The organism is Rhodococcus sp. P4_B6, assembly GCF_056402215.1.
Window position 1 is genome coordinate 31,665 of the sequence record NZ_JBFUHV010000017.1, and the last position, 14,770, is coordinate 46,434.

The window sequence follows — 14,770 nt, forward strand, 5'->3', positions numbered from 1 at the left end:
AACTCTTGTCGATTGTGCAGTACGAAATCGAACCGATCAGTGCATCAAGTGCAGATCGGGCTCGGCGACCTCGAACTCGATGCGCAGCAGGGCCTGGCACATCGTCTTGCCGGTGAAGTCGGCGCGCAGGCTACGTGTGGCTCCGCCGCCGAGTGCATTGCGCAGAACGAAATTCATCGCTTCCAGGGTGTGCACCTCGTAGCGGTTCACCTCGCCCTTGACCATCTGGCCGAAGAACTCCTTGACCACGTCGGCGGTCAGGTACTCCAGGATCAGCGGGTAAAAGCGCTTCTCCTTGGCAATGACAGCGATATTGCAGATGTCGCCCTTGTCGCCGGAGCGGGCGTAGGCGATGTCGTTCAAATGGATACGGCTCATGTCGTCACAGTTCCCTAGTCTCGACGGTCTGCGAGATCTCCTCGCGCGGAATCAAAGTCGGCCACAGTGCGAAAACCTCGCGCGGCGGCGGAGTGTTGAGCTGACCGGTCGATCCGATCGGGCCGGTGCCCATCAGCATCACGCATTCGCGAGCTACCTTCGCTGCCTCTGCACGCTCGGCGCACTTGGCCGCGACGCGAATACGGACCTCGTTGATGTCCGGGTCCGGAGTGGGCGACGCCGACCAGTGGCACGAGTTGACGCCGATCATGTCGAACCGGACTTCCTCGGCATCGAGGTTTACCATCTCCAGACGCTTCTTGATGATCTCGATCGACCGCTCGGCCTTTTCGACGGCGTCCGGCCAGGTCACTGACGACTCAGCCTCGCCGATGAAGCCGTCCATGTAAGCGATGCCCGCCTTGAGAGTGTCCGGACGTGGCTTGCCCTTGGCGCCCCATACCTTGACACGGTCCTTGGTGACCTCGTCCATCTCGACGTTGGTGAAATCCGTGATCACCTCAGGCATCAGGTAGTTACCCGGGTCGTGCACTTCGTACAGGAGGTGCTCGGTCAGGGTGACCTGGTTGATGACGCCGCCGGTGCCGTCCACTTTGGTGATGAACAGTTCACCGTTCTCATTGACCTCGGCGATCGGGTAACCGATATTCCAGGGCTCGGGAACCTCGCGCCACAGGCTCGAGATCCCGCCGCTGCACGCCGCGCCGCACTCGATCAGATGTCCGGCGAGGATGCCGATCGCGAGGTTGTCCCACTCGTCCCACTTCCAGCCGAATTCGTGGACGAGGGGGGCCAGAATAGCCGCGTCGTCGGTGGCTCGATCGGAGATGATGATGTCGCAGCCCGCTTCGAGCGCCTCCACGTAACCGTATGCGCCCGAGTAGACATACGATCCCACGATCTTGTCGCGCACGCGGCCGAGATCCGCGTCGCCGTTGTCGAGGTTGGTGAACTGGACGCCGTTGTCGAGCAGTTCCTCGACCTTGGCCTGAACATCGTTGGTGGTGACGATACCCACCTTGAGCTTGGTGATCCCGATTTCCTTCGCGGTGGTCAGGATCGTGTCAGCGCAGGCCTGCGGATTGGCAGCACCCGCGTTGGTCAGGATTTTTATGCCCTTTTCCAGACAGATCGGCAGCACACCACGGACCACAGCTCGGATCGACGGGACATAGCCGCGCGACGCATCCTTGCGCTGCATCTTCTGCAGGGACGGGATGGTCGGCTCGCCCAGGAAGTCATATGCGAGGTACTGCACGTCACCGTGCTTGGCAATCTCGATCGCAGGGTCCAGATTGTCGCCCCAGAATCCACTTCCAGATCCGATCCGAATCTTCTTCATACTGTGTCCTCTTCCATTGCTGAATGTGTGGTCTCGAGGGCCGCGACCCGGCTCCGCCGAGAAGCTCGTTGAGCTCGGCGTCATCCCGGCCGACGGGCCCGGCCGCACACTGGACCGGCGGTGACTCGCGGTCGTCCTTCATGTGAGGGTCGTCGCAGCATCTCCGGGGTGTTCATCGCGATAGCYGGGACTCTGCCCGACCGAGGGCCTCGACCCATTCGGCTGTCGACTTGGCGGCGAGCACCTTGTGTCCGAGTTTATGGCTCCCCCAATCGCCGATCAATTGACTTCTGACGAAGTTCGAATTCAGGTTTCCCGAAGGACCCTCTGATTGCCGTGGGTCGAATTCGAACTTCGAGATTTTTCAGTCGATTCGATGCTGCCTCTGATGTTTTATGAGTGTGAGCCGAGTTACATGCCGGCTTGCACTCATTCTCCCGACATGAAAGCAACACATGCCCACTTCGCTCACCCCCAGCGCGTCAGCCTCTCGCGGCCCCGGTCTGGTGTTGGCCCTGTGTTTCGCCACCATTCTCGCTGACGGATACGACCTGATCGTCTTCGGTGCAACTCTGCCCTCGCTCATGCACCAGTGGGGGCTGGAAAAATCTGCACTGGCGGACGTTCACAGCATGACTCTGTGCGGCCTGATGGTCGGCTTCCTCGTCGCCGGCACTCTCGCCGACCGCATCGGGCGGCGCGCCGTGATCTTGGCCGGTGTCACCTGGTTCTCATTGTTGTGCCTGGTGTGTGCGTTCGCGCCCAGCTTCACGGTCTTCGGAATCGGCCGCGTTCTCTCCGGCGTCGGACTCGGTGCTGTCGTCCCCGCCGCGGTAGCCCTGGCCAGTGAGTTCGCAACCGCCCGGCGCAAGCAGCTGTTCAATGGAATCACCCTTACCGGATACCCGATCGGCGGTGTCCTCGCCACGGTCGCCGCGCTGATCGTGCTTCCCGGTGCGGATGCGCTCGCGAAATCCACGCCACCGTCCGAGCAGTGGCGGCTCCTGTATTTGCTTGGCGGTGCGCTGATCGTCCTCGTCCCGATCCTGTATTTCGCGCTCCCCGAATCGCCGAGCCTCCTCGCTGCGCGTGGCCGCGACGAGGAAGCACGTGAGGTCGCCAACCGGTTCGGCATCGAACTCACTGCGACAGACGCCCGTCCAGCAGATCAGGCGAAGGGCGGCATACGACTGCTCCTGTCGCGTCGATACCTGTTTGCCACGGCAATCTTCACGGCGGTGATGTTCTGCTGCCAGATTCTCGTCTACGGCCCGAACACCTGGCTGCCGAGTATGACCAAGGAATTGGGTTTCGATGGAACACAAGGAATTCTGGCGCTGATGATGCTGCAGTTCGGTGCGGTCGTGGGCACGATCGCCGGCGCCTTGCTCGTGGACCGGGGTGGTGCGACGCGGACCGTAGTCCCGTACTTCCTCCTCGGAGCCGTCGCTCTGCTGGCGCTCGCGTTCGGTACCGAACTCGGTGCGGCCGGCCTCTTCGTCGCCGCTTTCGCAGCGGGCGTCGGAACCGTTGGCACCAGCACGCTCATGTACGGCGTGATCGCTGCACACTATCCGACAGCGATTCGGGGATCCGCAATCGGATTCTGCCTGGGCATCGGCCGAATCGGTGCGATTCTCGGCCCTCAGATCGGCGCTCTGTTCGCGACGCCACGCGCAGGCCTCCTCGCATTCATGATCCCCTCTCTCGTCGGTGCTGGACTGGTTCTCGTCCTCGCCGCGAGCACGCGGAATCGACAGGTGAACGACGGTGCCCAGGGCCAAGACTTGGTCGACAGCCAGGTGTGAGGAGTGCTGGTCAGATCTGTTCACGCTGAAGCTCTTCATTTCAGCGATCGAAGAAAAGAAATCGGGTGGGCTGCGTACCGGTCTTCGCTGACATTCACCAGGAATCCACTGAGTGCCATGAACCACTACTGGCATCACATTGTTCGACACACCGAGAAACGAAAGTCAGGTACCCACGATGTCGACTGAGTTCGCTGATCCCCTCTGCACTCTTTACCTGGATTGGGCCGCCCGCATGCAGGCCGACCCGGAGATGTCGGTGCAGGTCATGCGGGACATGCAGGAGGGGTGGCACACCGTCGCAACCGAACCGAAAGGGGTCAGCTACGAGTCGGTCGACATCGACGGACTCTCCGCCGTGTGGAGCATTCCGGCGGACGCCGATCCGACAACGGTCGTCCTCTACTTCCACGGCGGGGGCTTCATCACCGGATCCGCCCACTCGCATCGGAAGATGGCCGGTCACCTCGCACGAGAAATCGGTTCTCGCGTCCTGCTCGCCGACTATCGACGCGCACCGGAGCACGCCTATCCCGCTCAGGTCGACGATGGGGTCACGGCGTTTCGGTGGCTGATCGATCAGGGCTTCGCGCCGGACCGGATTGTCAGTGCGGGTGACTCTGCAGGCGGCACACTCGCCCTCGCTCTCGTCGTGAGTCTCCGAACCCGGGGCCTACCGACTCCCGGAGCAGTGGTGACCTTCTCTCCCGGACTCGACTGGGACGGCGAGTGGATGGTCAACGAAGAGAACGACATACTCGCGAGCAAGACCATCATCGTGGCGATGGGCTCACTCGCCTTCGGTGATCGCAGCACCAAGGACCCGCTGTGCAACCCGACGTACGCCGATCTTGTTGGATTCCCCCCGGTGTACCTGTCGGCGGGCGGACACGAGAATCTGCTCGGCGGCATACGGAAATTCGTCGAGGCGGCCGATGCCGCGGGCGTCGAAGTGACGCTCGACATCGCTCCGAGCAGACAGCATGTTCACACGTTCGCGGTGGGCAATGACCCCGAGGCCGACCGGACGATCACCGAATCCGCCTCCTGGGCCCGCGAGCGGTTGGGCTGACAGCCGACGCCTTGTCTGTCTTTGGCCACTTCACACTCACATTCAGGAAGAAAAGCGAAGATGAAGCACCAAGCACGACGTGTTGTCACCGGCCATGATTCGGACGGCCGCTCAGTCGTCCTTTCCGATTCGTTCGTCGAAGCGTTCGAAGCGTCCCCTACCGCGTTCGCGACACGGCTGTGGGCCACCGACACGTTTCCGTCCGACAATACGGATCCGCGGGACGGAGCGGAGTTGATCGAGACGTTCTCGACCGCGGACGGAACCGCCTTCTACATCGTGGATTGGGCGCCGAACAGTGAGTTCCCGTTCCATCGAACCCAGAGCCTCGACTACGGCGTGGTGATCAGCGGTCAACTCGAAGCAGTGATGGATGGCGGAGACGTCGCGGTGTTGACCACCGGCGACAGCATCGTTCAGCGCGGGACCATGCACGTCTGGCGCAACTCCACCGACCAGTGGGCACGTACGGTGTTCGTTCTGGTCGGGACCTCACCGGTCACCGTCGGCGGACAAACCCTCGAACCCAACATGTAACCCTAATCGTGCGCCCGCTCCACGACCCAGGCCGCGACTTGTGTGCGGGAGGTGAAGCCCAGTTTCGCCAGGATGTGCTCCACGTGTCCTTGTGCGGTGCGGGGTGAGATCACGAGGCGGTCGGCGATGGCCTGATTGGTCAGGCCTTCGGCGATGAGGCCGGCGACCTGGCGTTCCCGCTTCGTCAGTCGCCCCGGCGCGTCGGTGTCGGGTGTGGAGGTCCCGGGTGGTTGCTCGTGGAGGGCGTAGGCGATGGCCGCGTCGAAGCCGAGTTGTTCACCTTTACGCTTGGCTGCTGCGAATGCTTTGTCGCCGAGTTCTTTCCGGGCATTCTCGGCGCACTCCTCGTGGTGGACGATCAGGTTGGAATGGATGACGGCGGAACTTCCGATCGCCCGCGCCAGCTCGTCGGCGGCCCCCAGCAGCACGGCGGCCCGGAGTGCGTCGTGTTGTTCGAGGCCGATCCAGGCGAGGGCTGCGAGACAGGCTGCGACGACGCGGGGACTGCGCACCCGCTTGGTCAGCTCCAGCGCCTCGTCGAGGAGCCGGACCGCGCGATCCGCATCACCCCGCTGCCAGACGGCAATTCCCAAGGCCCACAGCGAATGAGACCGGTACATCTTCTCGCCGTACTGTTCCGTGATCGCGAGAACCCGCTCGTGGCGTTCGACGGCCTCGTCCGTCAGACCGGACATTCCATAAGCCGTCCCCAACGGGTACAGGGCGGCCACTTCGAGTGTCCGCTCTCCGCGTTCGCTGAATTCCGCGAGTGCGGGTTCGAGATGCGCGCGGGCGCGGACGGGATCACCCCCGAGAAGGGCCAGCATTCCATCGGCGAAGGAGACGAATGCGCGCATCATGGGGTCAGTGGTCTGAGCGGCGAGCGTGCGTCCCTCCGCCACGAGCGCGGCCCCCGCCTCCAGATCGCCCTGCACGTTGGCCATCACGCTCGCGCAGTAGATCGCCTTGACCCACTCGAGGGTGGGTGGCCCGCTCTGGCGGGCGAGCAGTTGTTCGAGCCAGCGCCGACCCTCGTTGTAGATTCCCTGGGAGCTCCAGAACAGGAACAGTGCGGTGGCGGTGCGGAGGCCGGCGGCGGGATCGTCGTCGACGTCGAACTCCAGTGCCTCACGAAGGTTCGGTTGTTCCCGCTTCAAACGGGCGATCCAGTCCAGCTGTCGGGCGCTGATCCACTCCGCGTCCGCATCCAATGCCAAGGCCTCGTACCAATCCCGGTGACGGCGGCGCAAAGTCACGGTCTCGCCGGTCTGCTCGAGTTTCTCGTAGCCGTACTCGCGGAGCGTCTCGAGCATCCGGAACCGCACCACCGTCCCGTGTTCCTCCCGGATCAGGATCGACTTGTCGGCCAGGGACGTCAGTGTGTCGAGCAACTCGTCCGGGCCCAAACGTTCGCCGCAGACCTGCTCCGCGGCATCGAGTTCGAAACTCCCCGCGAACACCGCCAACCGTCCCCACACCAGTTGTTCACGGGCGGTGCACAACTCGAAACTCCAATCCACCGACAACCTCAGGGTCTGCTGCCGCGTCGGCGCACCCCGGCTGCCGCGGGACAGCAGGGCGTAGCGGTCGGTCAGCCGCCCCAGGATCTGCTCCGGCGACATCGCCCGCAACCGGGCCGCGGCCAGTTCGATCGGCAACGGCAACCCGTCCAATCGGTGACAGATCCCCGCCACCGCCGCCGCGTTCTCCTCGGTGAGCGCGAACCCCGGAACCGCGGCAGCGGCGCGGTCGGCGAACAGGGTCACCGCATCGTATTTCGGCAACCCCCGCACCGACGGAGTCCGCTCCGGGTCCGGGACCCCCAGGGGCGGCACCCGCAACACCGCCTCTCCCCCGATGACCAGGGGTTCGCGGCTGGTGGCCAGGATCCGCACCCGCGGACAGGCCCGCAGCAGGAGGCCGGCGAGTTCGGCGACCGCGTCCACCATCTGCTCGCAGTTGTCGAGGACCAACAGCAGTTCTCTCGACGTGAGGAACTCGATCAGCACCTCCCGCAACGGCCGCGCCGAATGATCCCGCACCCCCACCGCCGCGGCCACCGCGTCGACCAGCGACGACCCGTCACGCAGTTCGCCCAGTTCTATCAGCCGCGCACCGTCGTCGTAGTCGCGCTGGACGGCAGCCGCGACGCGCATCGCCAACCGGGTCTTGCCCACCCCGCCGATCCCGGTCAGCGTCACCAGCCGCGATCCGGCCAGCAGGTTCTTCGCCTCGGTGAGCTCGTGCCGGCGCCCCACGAAACTGGTCAGCTCCAGCGGGAGGCTTCCCGTCGCACCCAGCGTGGACGGGCCGTGCGACCGTCCGGGATGCGAGGTCGGTTGCTCACCGTTGTTCTGCGCATCGGGTTCGGTGCGCAGAGCCATGTCGTCGACGGGGAGGTCGTGGTTGCGTTGCAGCTGCCGCAGTTCCTCGCCGAAGTCGGCAACGGTCGGCGGTCGCTGATCGGGCTCGCGGGACATCGCGCGGGCGATCACCTCGGACACGTCGTCCGGGATTCCGTGGTCCCGCAGATCCGGCACCTCCTGCGTGGTGATCCGCAGAAACTGCGCGACCACCTGCTCCCCGCTGCGACGCTCGAACGCGGCATGACCGGTCAGGGCACTGAACAGCGTGGCCCCGAGCCCGTAGACGTCCGCGGTCGGACTCGGCGGATCACCCGCGAGGACCTCCGGCGCGGTGTACGCCGGCGATCCGGTGACGACGCCGGTCGCGGTTTCGAAACCGCCGGTGATGTGCGCGATGCCGAAGTCCGTCAACTCCGGCTCCCCGTAATCGGAGAGCAGGATGTTCGCGGGTTTGACATCCCGATGCAGGATCCCGAGCCGGTGCGCCGTCTCGACCGCACCGGCCATCTTCACCCCCAGCCGCAGCGCCTCGGTCAACGGCAACGGCCCGCGGCAGCGGATGAGTGCGTCGAGGGAATCCTGCGGGTGATACGGCATCACGATGTAGGGAAGACCGCTCGCGGTCGCTCCGACCTGCAGAATGTTCACGATGTTCGGGTGACCGGTCATCCGGCCCATCGCCCGCTGCTCCCGGAAGAAGCGGGCCTTGTTCTCCTCGTCGAGATCGACGGTGAGCACCTTCACCGCCACCGTGCGATCCAGGTCCGCCTGCGTGCAGCGGTAGACGACGCCGAAACCGCCGCGCCCGATCTCCTGGGCGTCGTCGAAGCCGGTGCCTGCCAATTCCGCGGCCGGGGACGGCGGGTACCGCTGCGTGTCGAGCGGGTCACCTTCACCCATCGGCCGGTCTACTCACTCCGTCGGCTCGTGCTGCCGCGCGCTGGTTCCGACGGCATGACCAGCGCGGATACAACCGTGGACTCACCTCTCGATGGCGTGCTCTCAAGGATATCGCTGACGCTGTCCGCTACGGGCGATCGTGCGGTGGGCGGTGTGAGCCTCCCCATTTAGACAACTAAATTGATCAATTGGGTTGTACGCTTTGCTCATGATCACCGAACAGGCCACCGCACAGGTTCTGCGGGAAGCATTGCGCCCGATCTGGCGACAGCTCACCGCGGGCAGGACGATCTCCGTGGGAAAGATAGGTGTGCTCGCGTACCTGTCGAAGCACGGACGGACGTCGGCCTCGACCCTCGCGTCGGCCGAGAAGATCACGCCGCAGGCGATCGCGACGGCCGTGCGCGAACTCGAAGGTCTCGGCCTGGTGGCGCGCACCCCCGACGAGCAAGACCGGCGCCGGATCTGGATCGAGCTCACCGATGCCGGTCTAGAGAGGCTGGCGCAGGAGCGGTCGAAGGGCCTGGAGTGGCTGGAACACGCCATCGCGGAGCGGTTGACGGCGGAAGAGAAAGCGACTCTGGACTCCCTGGTCCCGATTCTGCGCAAGTTGGTGGACGATGCACCCACCGACTGAAGCCGCGACACGTCCCCGGTTACTGCCCGCCCTCGCCTATGCCGCCCTGACCACCGCGGTCGTCAGTTCCCTCGGCATGCTGCTGGTGCCCACGATCTCCCAGGACATGCACGTCGAGGTGAGCACGGGACAGTGGATGCTCACCGTCAACCTCCTGGTCGGGGCGATCGCCACGCCGATCATGGGCCGGCTGAGCGACGGACCCCACAAGAAGCGCCTGCTGCTGTGCTCCCTGGCGACGATCCTCGTCGGCTCGATCATCGCCGCGTCGGCTCCCAACTTCACCGTCTTCCTGATCGGGCGCGCTCTGCAGGGACTCACGTACGGGATCGTTCCGGTGACGATCGCGCTCGCCCGCCGCTACCTCCCCGACAGCCAGGCCCGCGTCGGCATCTCCAGCCTGTCGGTGACGGTGACTACCGGTCTTGGGCTCGGATACCCCCTGACCGGCATCCTCGCCGACCTTCTCGGGTTCCGCTTCGCCTTCTGGTTCGCGGCACTGTTCCTGATCACCACCATCGTCGTCGTCTGGCGGGTGATTCCCGCGGGACCGGACGAGCGGGCACCTCGGTGCACTCTCGACGTCCCCGGCGCTCTGCTGGTCGGAACGGGTCTCGCGTCACTGCTCGTCGGCGTCAGCGAGGGATCGCGGTGGGGATGGGCCTCTTCGTGGACCGTCGGATTCTTTGCCGCGGCGGCGATACTGCTGACGGTGTGGTGCGTGGTGGAACTGCGCACCGCGAATCCGCTGATCAACCTGCGGGTGCTGCGCAACGGCGACGTGCTGGTCGCGAACAGCACCGCGATCGGTCTCGGCGCCACGATGTATATCGGACTCTCGATCGGCAGCCTCATCGCGCAGGCGCCCGCCTCCACCGGGTACGGCATCGCGCTGCCGCTGTTCTGGGCCGGATTCGTGATGCTTCCGCTGTCGGTGGCGAGTTTCGGCGCGAACCGACTCGTGCGCGCGCTTTCGCAGCGGGTGCGCATGCGGACGCTGCTGCTCTCCGGCGCGGGCCTCGTGACGGCCTCGAGCGTGCTCCTGTGGTTCGCCCACGACGAACTGTGGGAAATCCTGATCGGCATGTTCGGGTTCGGGATGGGCATGGGCATGACGTATGCGGCGATGCCTGCCCTGATCGCCCGTAGCGTCGCGGACACCGAACTCGGCAGCGCCGCAAGCTTCAACCAGGTGCTGCGCACCGTGGGCGGTTCGTTCGGCAGCGCCGTCGCGGGCGCGGTGCTCGCCGCGAACCTGGCACCGGACCTGCACCCCACCGAGGGTGGGATCAAGACGGCTCTCGCCGTCGGCGCCATCGGGTGCGCGGTGGTCTTCGCGGCGCTGCTCGTCAACAACGTGATGTCGCGTCCGCCGGCCCCGGCATCGGAGCCGGCGGACGCCCGGGTCAGTCGGAGCTAGACACCCTCGACGACGGCGGCCATTCCCTGCCCACCGCCGATGCACATGGTGACGAGCGCCTTGCCGCCGCCCCGCCGCTTCAACTCGTGCAGCGCGGTGGTCGTCATCCGTGCGCCCGTGGCGCCGATCGGGTGTCCGAGCGAGATGCCGGAACCGTTGACGTTGAGGCGGTCCCGGTCTTCGAAACCCCACTCCTTCAGGACCCCGAGCACCTGGCAGGCGAACGCCTCGTTCAGCTCGATCAGCGTGAAGTCGTCGAAACTCGCACCGGTGCGGCGGAACAGCTTCGACGCGGCCGCGACCGGGCCGAGTCCCATCAGTCCCGGTTCACACCCGGCGGCGGCCCACCCGGTGAGGAAACCCATCGGCTCGAGCCCGAGTTCGTCGAGTTTGTCCTCGGCGACGACGAGCATCGACGACGCCGCGTCGTTCTGCTGACTCGCGTTTCCTGCGGTGACGACACCGTCCTTGACGACACTGCGCAGCCGCGCCAGCGACTCGGCGGTGGTGTCCGGGCGGATGCCCTCGTCACGCGCCACCACGGAGACGTTGCCCTTGCGGTCGGTGATCTTCACTTCGATCACCTCGTCGTCGAACTTGCCTGCCTCCCAGGCTGCATGGGCCTTGGCGTGACTGTCGGTGGCGAACGCGTCGGATTCCTCGCGGCCGATTCCGCACCGTGCCGCGACGTTCTCGGCGGTCTCGATCATTCCGCTGATCTTCCCGAACCGCCACTCCGGCTGGGAGCGCTCCCGGCCGCGGTCCAGGCGGTCGTAGAGGTTCAGCGACCCGGCGCGGGTGCCCCACCGGGCCCCGGTGGTGTAGTGCTCGATGTTGCTCATCGACTCGACACCGCCGGCGAGGACGACGTCCGCGGCGCCTGTCTGCACCATCATCGACGCGGTCACGAGGGCCTGCAGTCCGGTGCCGCAGCGGCGGTCGGTCTGCAGTCCGGCGACGGAGATCGGCAGTCCCGCTTCGAGTGCGGCCCACCGTCCGATGCACGGCGCCTCGGAGTTGGCGTACGACTGCCCCATCGCGACGTCCTCGATGAGTTCGGGGTCGATGCCCGACCGTGCGACGGTCTCCTTGATGACGGCGGCCGCAAGGCTCTCGGCGGGTACGTCGCGCAGTCCGCCGCCGAAGCGGCCGACGGCGGTGCGGACGGGGGCGACCAGCGCTGCTCTTCGCATGTTGTTCCTCGTTTCAGGAGACCAGGACGCGGACGGTCTCGGCGACGCACGCCGGCTTGTCCTCGCCCTTGATCTCGATGGTGTACTTGACGACGACCTGCGCGCCCTGCTTCGTGTGCTCGAACGCCGCGATCTCGCCGCCGACCCGGATCGACGCTCCCACCTTCACCGGCTTCGGGAAGCGAACCTTGTTGAGGCCGTAGTTGATCGTCAGTTTCGTGCCCTCGACGCGCATCAGGTCGGCTCCGAGCTTCGGCAGCAACGACAGCGTGAGGTAGCCGTGGGCGATGGGGGCGCCGAACGGGCCCTCGGCGGCACGCTCGGGGTCGACGTGGATCCACTGGTGGTCGCCGGTGGCGTCGGCGAACATGTTCACGCGGTCCTGCGTGATCTCGAACCAGTCACTGTGGCCGAGATGTTCACCGACTGCGGCTTCGACGTCGTCGATGTTCTGAAATACGCGCATGAGCTCTCTTCGGGTCGGCCCGGTACCGGGCAGGGTGGGGACGGTCAGATGTTCACGTTCTCGAATACGGCCGCGATGCCCTGGCCGCCGCCGATGCACATCGTCTCGATGCCGTAGCGGGCCTGGCGGCGGTCGAGTTCGCGGAGCAGGTTGGCCAGGATGCGGCCACCGGTGGCGCCGACGGGGTGACCGAGGGAGATGCCGGATCCGTTGACGTTGAACCGGTCTCGCATGTCGGACTCGTCGAACTTCCACTCCCGTGCGCACGCCAGCACCTGCGCCGCGAACGCCTCGTTGATCTCGAGGAGATCGATGTCGTTCAGGGTGAGCTTCGCCCGGGTGAGGGCCTTGTCGACGGCCGGAACCGGGCCGATGCCCATCCGGTTCGGCTCCACGCCGGCGACGCCCCAGCTGACGAGCCGGGCGAACGGGCGCAGGCCGAGACGTTCCGCGTTCTCGGGGGTGGTGACGATCGCGGCCGCGGCAGCGTCGTTCTGGCCGCACGCGTTGCCCGCGGTGACGGTCGCCTCCGGGTCGACGCGCGACCGGATGGGCCGCAGCGCCGACAGCGATTCGACGGTGACGTCGCGGCGCGGGTGCTCGTCGGTGGTGTGGACGACAGGGTCCTTGCCGCGCTTGCCGGGCACCGTCACCGGGATCGTCTCGGCGTCGAACAGACCGCCGTCCTGCGCGCGGATCGCACGCGCATGGGATTCGGCGGCGTACGCGTCCTGCTCCTCGCGGGTGATCGAGTACTCGCGGCGGAGGTTCTCCGCGGTTTCGATCATGCCGCCCTCGACGGGGAAGTTCACGCCGCCGGAGTTGGTGCGGGGCTTGGCCAGCCGATCGTGGAACTCCACCGACGCGCCCTTGACGCCCCAGCGCATTCCGGTGCTGTAGAACTCGGTCTGGCTCATCGACTCGGCGCCGCCCGCGATCACCAGATCGCTCATCCCGGTCTGCACCTGCATGGCCGCGTAGATCACGGCCTGGAGTCCGGAGCCGCACCGGCGGTCGAGCTGGATGCCGGGCACGGTGACGTCGAGACCGGCGTCGAGCGCAGCGATCCGGCCGATGGCCGCCGCCTCACCGTTGGCGTAGCCCTGACCGAAGATGACGTCGTCGATGTCCTCGGACGTCAGCGACGTCCGCTCGATCAGGCCCTTCAGCACCGTCGACGCGAGGGTGGTGACGGGGATGTCGCGGTAGATGCCGCCGAATCCCCCGACGGGGGTGCGGACAGGTTCACAGATCACTGCGTGGTACATGGCTCAGAGTGCTTTCTTGGCTTCGCGGACGAGGCCGCCGCCGATGATCAGGCGCTGGATCTCGCTGGTGCCCTCGTACAGGCGCAGCAGCCGGACCTCACGGTAGATCCGTTCCACCGGAACGTCTCTCATATATCCGGATCCGCCGTGGACCTGCACCGCCAGATCGGCGACCTTGCCTACCATCTCCGTGCAGTACAGCTTCGCAACGGACGGGGAGATCCGGCGGTCCTCGCCGCTGACGTACTTCTGCGCCGCGTCCCGGACCAGCGCGCGGCCCGTGGACACGCCCACCTGCTGGTCGGCGAGCATGGCCTGCACCAGCTGGAAGTCGCCGATCGGGGTGCCGCCCTGCTTCGTGACCGCCGCGAAGGCAACGGACTCGTCGAGCGCACGCTGGGCGCTGCCCACCGCGAGCGCCGCTATGTGGACGCGGCCGCGGGCGAGAGACGTCATGGCGGCGCGGTAGCCGGCTTCCTCACTGCCGCCGACCAGCGCGGACTCGGCGACGACGACGTCGTCGAACGCCACCTCGGACGTCCAGGCACCCTCCTGGCCCATCTTCTTGTCCTTCGGCCCGACCACGACACCGGCGGTGTCGGCGGGGACGAGGAACACCGCGATGCCGGTGCCGGTCTCGTCGGCGGGACGGGTGCGCGCGAACACGACGAACAGATCGGCCAGCGGCGCGTTGGTGATGAACCGCTTGGTGCCGTTGATCGTCCACTTGCCGTCCTTCAGGGCGGCGCGCGTGGTCAGGCCCGCCGGGTTCGATCCGGCCTCCGGCTCGGTCAGCGCGAACGAGGCGACCACGTCGCCGGACGCGATGCGCTCGAGCCATTCCGACTTCTGCTCGTCCGTACCGAAATTCACCAGCACCTGGCCGGCGATCCCGTTGTTGGTGCCGAACATCGACCGCAACGCCAGGCTCGTGTACCCGAACTCCATCGCCATTTCCACGTCCTGCGTGAGATCGAGTCCGAGCCCGCCCCACTGCTGCGGGATGGCGTACCCGAACAGACCCATCTCCGCCGCCTTACGGCGAATGTCGTCCGGAATCAGATCCTTTTCCGCGATTTCATTTTCCCTGGGAATTACTTCCTTCTGAATAAAGGTCCTCGTCTGCGCGAGAATGTCCTTGAAGTCTTCGTCATTCACTTCACGTTCAGCCATGAGGTGAATATCCAGCAACCAGGCCCCGCTGTCAAGCGCGCCCTCCGAACGAGAAATCCCAGCACAGAGGCTGTTTACGACCCATAGGAAGAAGGCAACTGTCGGTTTCCTTCCGCGTCTTTGACCACGGCCGTCCGAGGCACTTGAATAGATGTCGACCGCCCGGATTTCAATTCGGGCGTATTCGCG

The 14,770-nt window shown here is 65.8% G+C and carries 12 protein-coding genes; 5 read left to right on the plus strand and 7 right to left on the minus strand.

The window, feature by feature from the left end; genetic code table 11:
- Positions 1 to 36: 36 nt before the first annotated feature.
- Together AC1DWT_RS11065 and AC1DWT_RS11070 are read right to left on the minus strand one after the other, a co-directional pair.
- Positions 37 to 378: an AtuA-related protein gene (locus AC1DWT_RS11065; RefSeq protein ID WP_477920599.1), complete on the minus strand. Its 342-nt coding sequence runs from the start codon at positions 376 to 378 to the stop codon at positions 37 to 39.
- A 4-nt stretch (positions 379 to 382) separates the two neighbouring features.
- Positions 383 to 1,825 (minus strand): acyclic terpene utilization AtuA family protein, encoded by a 1,443-nt coding sequence (locus AC1DWT_RS11070; RefSeq protein ID WP_477920618.1) that lies wholly within the window; start codon positions 1,823 to 1,825, stop codon positions 383 to 385.
- 371 nt (positions 1,826 to 2,196) lie between these two features.
- Here AC1DWT_RS11070 and AC1DWT_RS11075 point away from each other — a divergent pair, with 371 nt between their 5' ends.
- From AC1DWT_RS11075 to AC1DWT_RS11085, 3 genes are all read left to right on the plus strand, one after another.
- Positions 2,197 to 3,549, plus strand: coding sequence for an MFS transporter (locus AC1DWT_RS11075; RefSeq protein ID WP_206013742.1), 1,353 nt, complete (start codon positions 2,197 to 2,199; stop codon positions 3,547 to 3,549).
- 178 nt (positions 3,550 to 3,727) lie between these two features.
- Entirely contained in the window at positions 3,728 to 4,621 is an 894-nt protein-coding gene (locus AC1DWT_RS11080; protein WP_206013743.1) for an alpha/beta hydrolase, read from the plus strand.
- 60 nt (positions 4,622 to 4,681) lie between these two features.
- Positions 4,682 to 5,158 carry a cupin domain-containing protein gene (locus AC1DWT_RS11085; RefSeq protein ID WP_206013744.1) on the plus strand — a complete coding sequence of 159 codons (477 nt, stop codon included), beginning with the start codon at positions 4,682 to 4,684 and terminating at the stop codon, positions 5,156 to 5,158.
- A gap of 2 nt (positions 5,159 to 5,160) precedes the next feature.
- Here AC1DWT_RS11085 and AC1DWT_RS11090 read toward each other — a convergent pair whose 3' ends face one another.
- Positions 5,161 to 8,424, minus strand: coding sequence for a protein kinase domain-containing protein (locus tag AC1DWT_RS11090; RefSeq protein ID WP_206013745.1), 3,264 nt, complete (start codon positions 8,422 to 8,424; stop codon positions 5,161 to 5,163).
- A gap of 208 nt (positions 8,425 to 8,632) precedes the next feature.
- Between AC1DWT_RS11090 and AC1DWT_RS11095 the strand changes: the two genes are divergently transcribed.
- Both AC1DWT_RS11095 and AC1DWT_RS11100 read left to right on the plus strand, forming a co-directional pair.
- The gene (locus tag AC1DWT_RS11095; RefSeq protein ID WP_206013746.1) at positions 8,633 to 9,061 is read left to right on the plus strand and encodes a MarR family winged helix-turn-helix transcriptional regulator; all 429 of its coding nucleotides are present in this window, start codon (positions 8,633 to 8,635) and stop codon (positions 9,059 to 9,061) included.
- Complete coding sequence (locus AC1DWT_RS11100; RefSeq protein WP_206013747.1) at positions 9,045 to 10,481, plus strand: MFS transporter; 1,437 nt, start codon at positions 9,045 to 9,047, stop codon at positions 10,479 to 10,481. Before AC1DWT_RS11095 ends, AC1DWT_RS11100 begins: the two co-directional genes overlap by 17 nt.
- Here AC1DWT_RS11100 and AC1DWT_RS11105 read toward each other — a convergent pair.
- Genes AC1DWT_RS11105 through AC1DWT_RS11120 form a run of 4 tightly spaced genes read right to left on the minus strand, consistent with a single transcriptional unit; the run spans position 10,478 to position 14,581 of the window.
- On the minus strand, positions 10,478 to 11,674 hold the full coding sequence (locus AC1DWT_RS11105) for an acetyl-CoA C-acetyltransferase (RefSeq protein ID WP_206013748.1): 1,197 nt from the start codon (positions 11,672 to 11,674) through the stop codon (positions 10,478 to 10,480). The two genes, AC1DWT_RS11100 and AC1DWT_RS11105, sit on opposite strands and share 4 nt — an antisense overlap.
- Positions 11,675 to 11,687: 13 nt before the next feature.
- Entirely contained in the window at positions 11,688 to 12,140 is a 453-nt protein-coding gene (locus AC1DWT_RS11110; RefSeq protein ID WP_206013749.1) for a MaoC family dehydratase, read from the minus strand.
- A 44-nt stretch (positions 12,141 to 12,184) separates the two neighbouring features.
- Positions 12,185 to 13,408, minus strand: coding sequence for an acetyl-CoA C-acetyltransferase (locus AC1DWT_RS11115; protein WP_206013750.1), 1,224 nt, complete (start codon positions 13,406 to 13,408; stop codon positions 12,185 to 12,187).
- Positions 13,409 to 13,411: 3 nt separating this feature from the next.
- Positions 13,412 to 14,581, minus strand: a complete 1,170-nt coding sequence (locus AC1DWT_RS11120) for an acyl-CoA dehydrogenase family protein (protein WP_206013751.1) — start codon at positions 14,579 to 14,581, stop codon at positions 13,412 to 13,414.
- Positions 14,582 to 14,770: the final 189 nt, after the last annotated feature.

What these genes read in the sequence shown, in the direction of transcription:
- AC1DWT_RS11065 (WP_477920599.1), bottom strand. Translation starts at nt 378, where the DNA reads ATGAGCCGTATCCATTTGAACGACATCGCCTACGCCCGCTCCGGCGAC.
- AC1DWT_RS11070 (WP_477920618.1), bottom strand. Translation starts at nt 1,825, where the DNA reads ATGACGCCGAGCTCAACGAGCTTCTCGGCGGAGCCGGGTCGCGGCCCT.
- AC1DWT_RS11075 (WP_206013742.1), top strand. Translation starts at nt 2,197, where the DNA reads ATGCCCACTTCGCTCACCCCCAGCGCGTCAGCCTCTCGCGGCCCCGGT.
- AC1DWT_RS11080 (WP_206013743.1), top strand. Translation starts at nt 3,728, where the DNA reads ATGTCGACTGAGTTCGCTGATCCCCTCTGCACTCTTTACCTGGATTGG.
- AC1DWT_RS11085 (WP_206013744.1), top strand. Translation starts at nt 4,682, where the DNA reads ATGAAGCACCAAGCACGACGTGTTGTCACCGGCCATGATTCGGACGGC.
- AC1DWT_RS11090 (WP_206013745.1), bottom strand. Translation starts at nt 8,424, where the DNA reads ATGGGTGAAGGTGACCCGCTCGACACGCAGCGGTACCCGCCGTCCCCG.
- AC1DWT_RS11095 (WP_206013746.1), top strand. Translation starts at nt 8,633, where the DNA reads ATGATCACCGAACAGGCCACCGCACAGGTTCTGCGGGAAGCATTGCGC.
- AC1DWT_RS11100 (WP_206013747.1), top strand. Translation starts at nt 9,045, where the DNA reads ATGCACCCACCGACTGAAGCCGCGACACGTCCCCGGTTACTGCCCGCC.
- AC1DWT_RS11105 (WP_206013748.1), bottom strand. Translation starts at nt 11,674, where the DNA reads ATGCGAAGAGCAGCGCTGGTCGCCCCCGTCCGCACCGCCGTCGGCCGC.
- AC1DWT_RS11110 (WP_206013749.1), bottom strand. Translation starts at nt 12,140, where the DNA reads ATGCGCGTATTTCAGAACATCGACGACGTCGAAGCCGCAGTCGGTGAA.
- AC1DWT_RS11115 (WP_206013750.1), bottom strand. Translation starts at nt 13,408, where the DNA reads ATGTACCACGCAGTGATCTGTGAACCTGTCCGCACCCCCGTCGGGGGA.
- AC1DWT_RS11120 (WP_206013751.1), bottom strand. Translation starts at nt 14,581, where the DNA reads ATGGCTGAACGTGAAGTGAATGACGAAGACTTCAAGGACATTCTCGCG.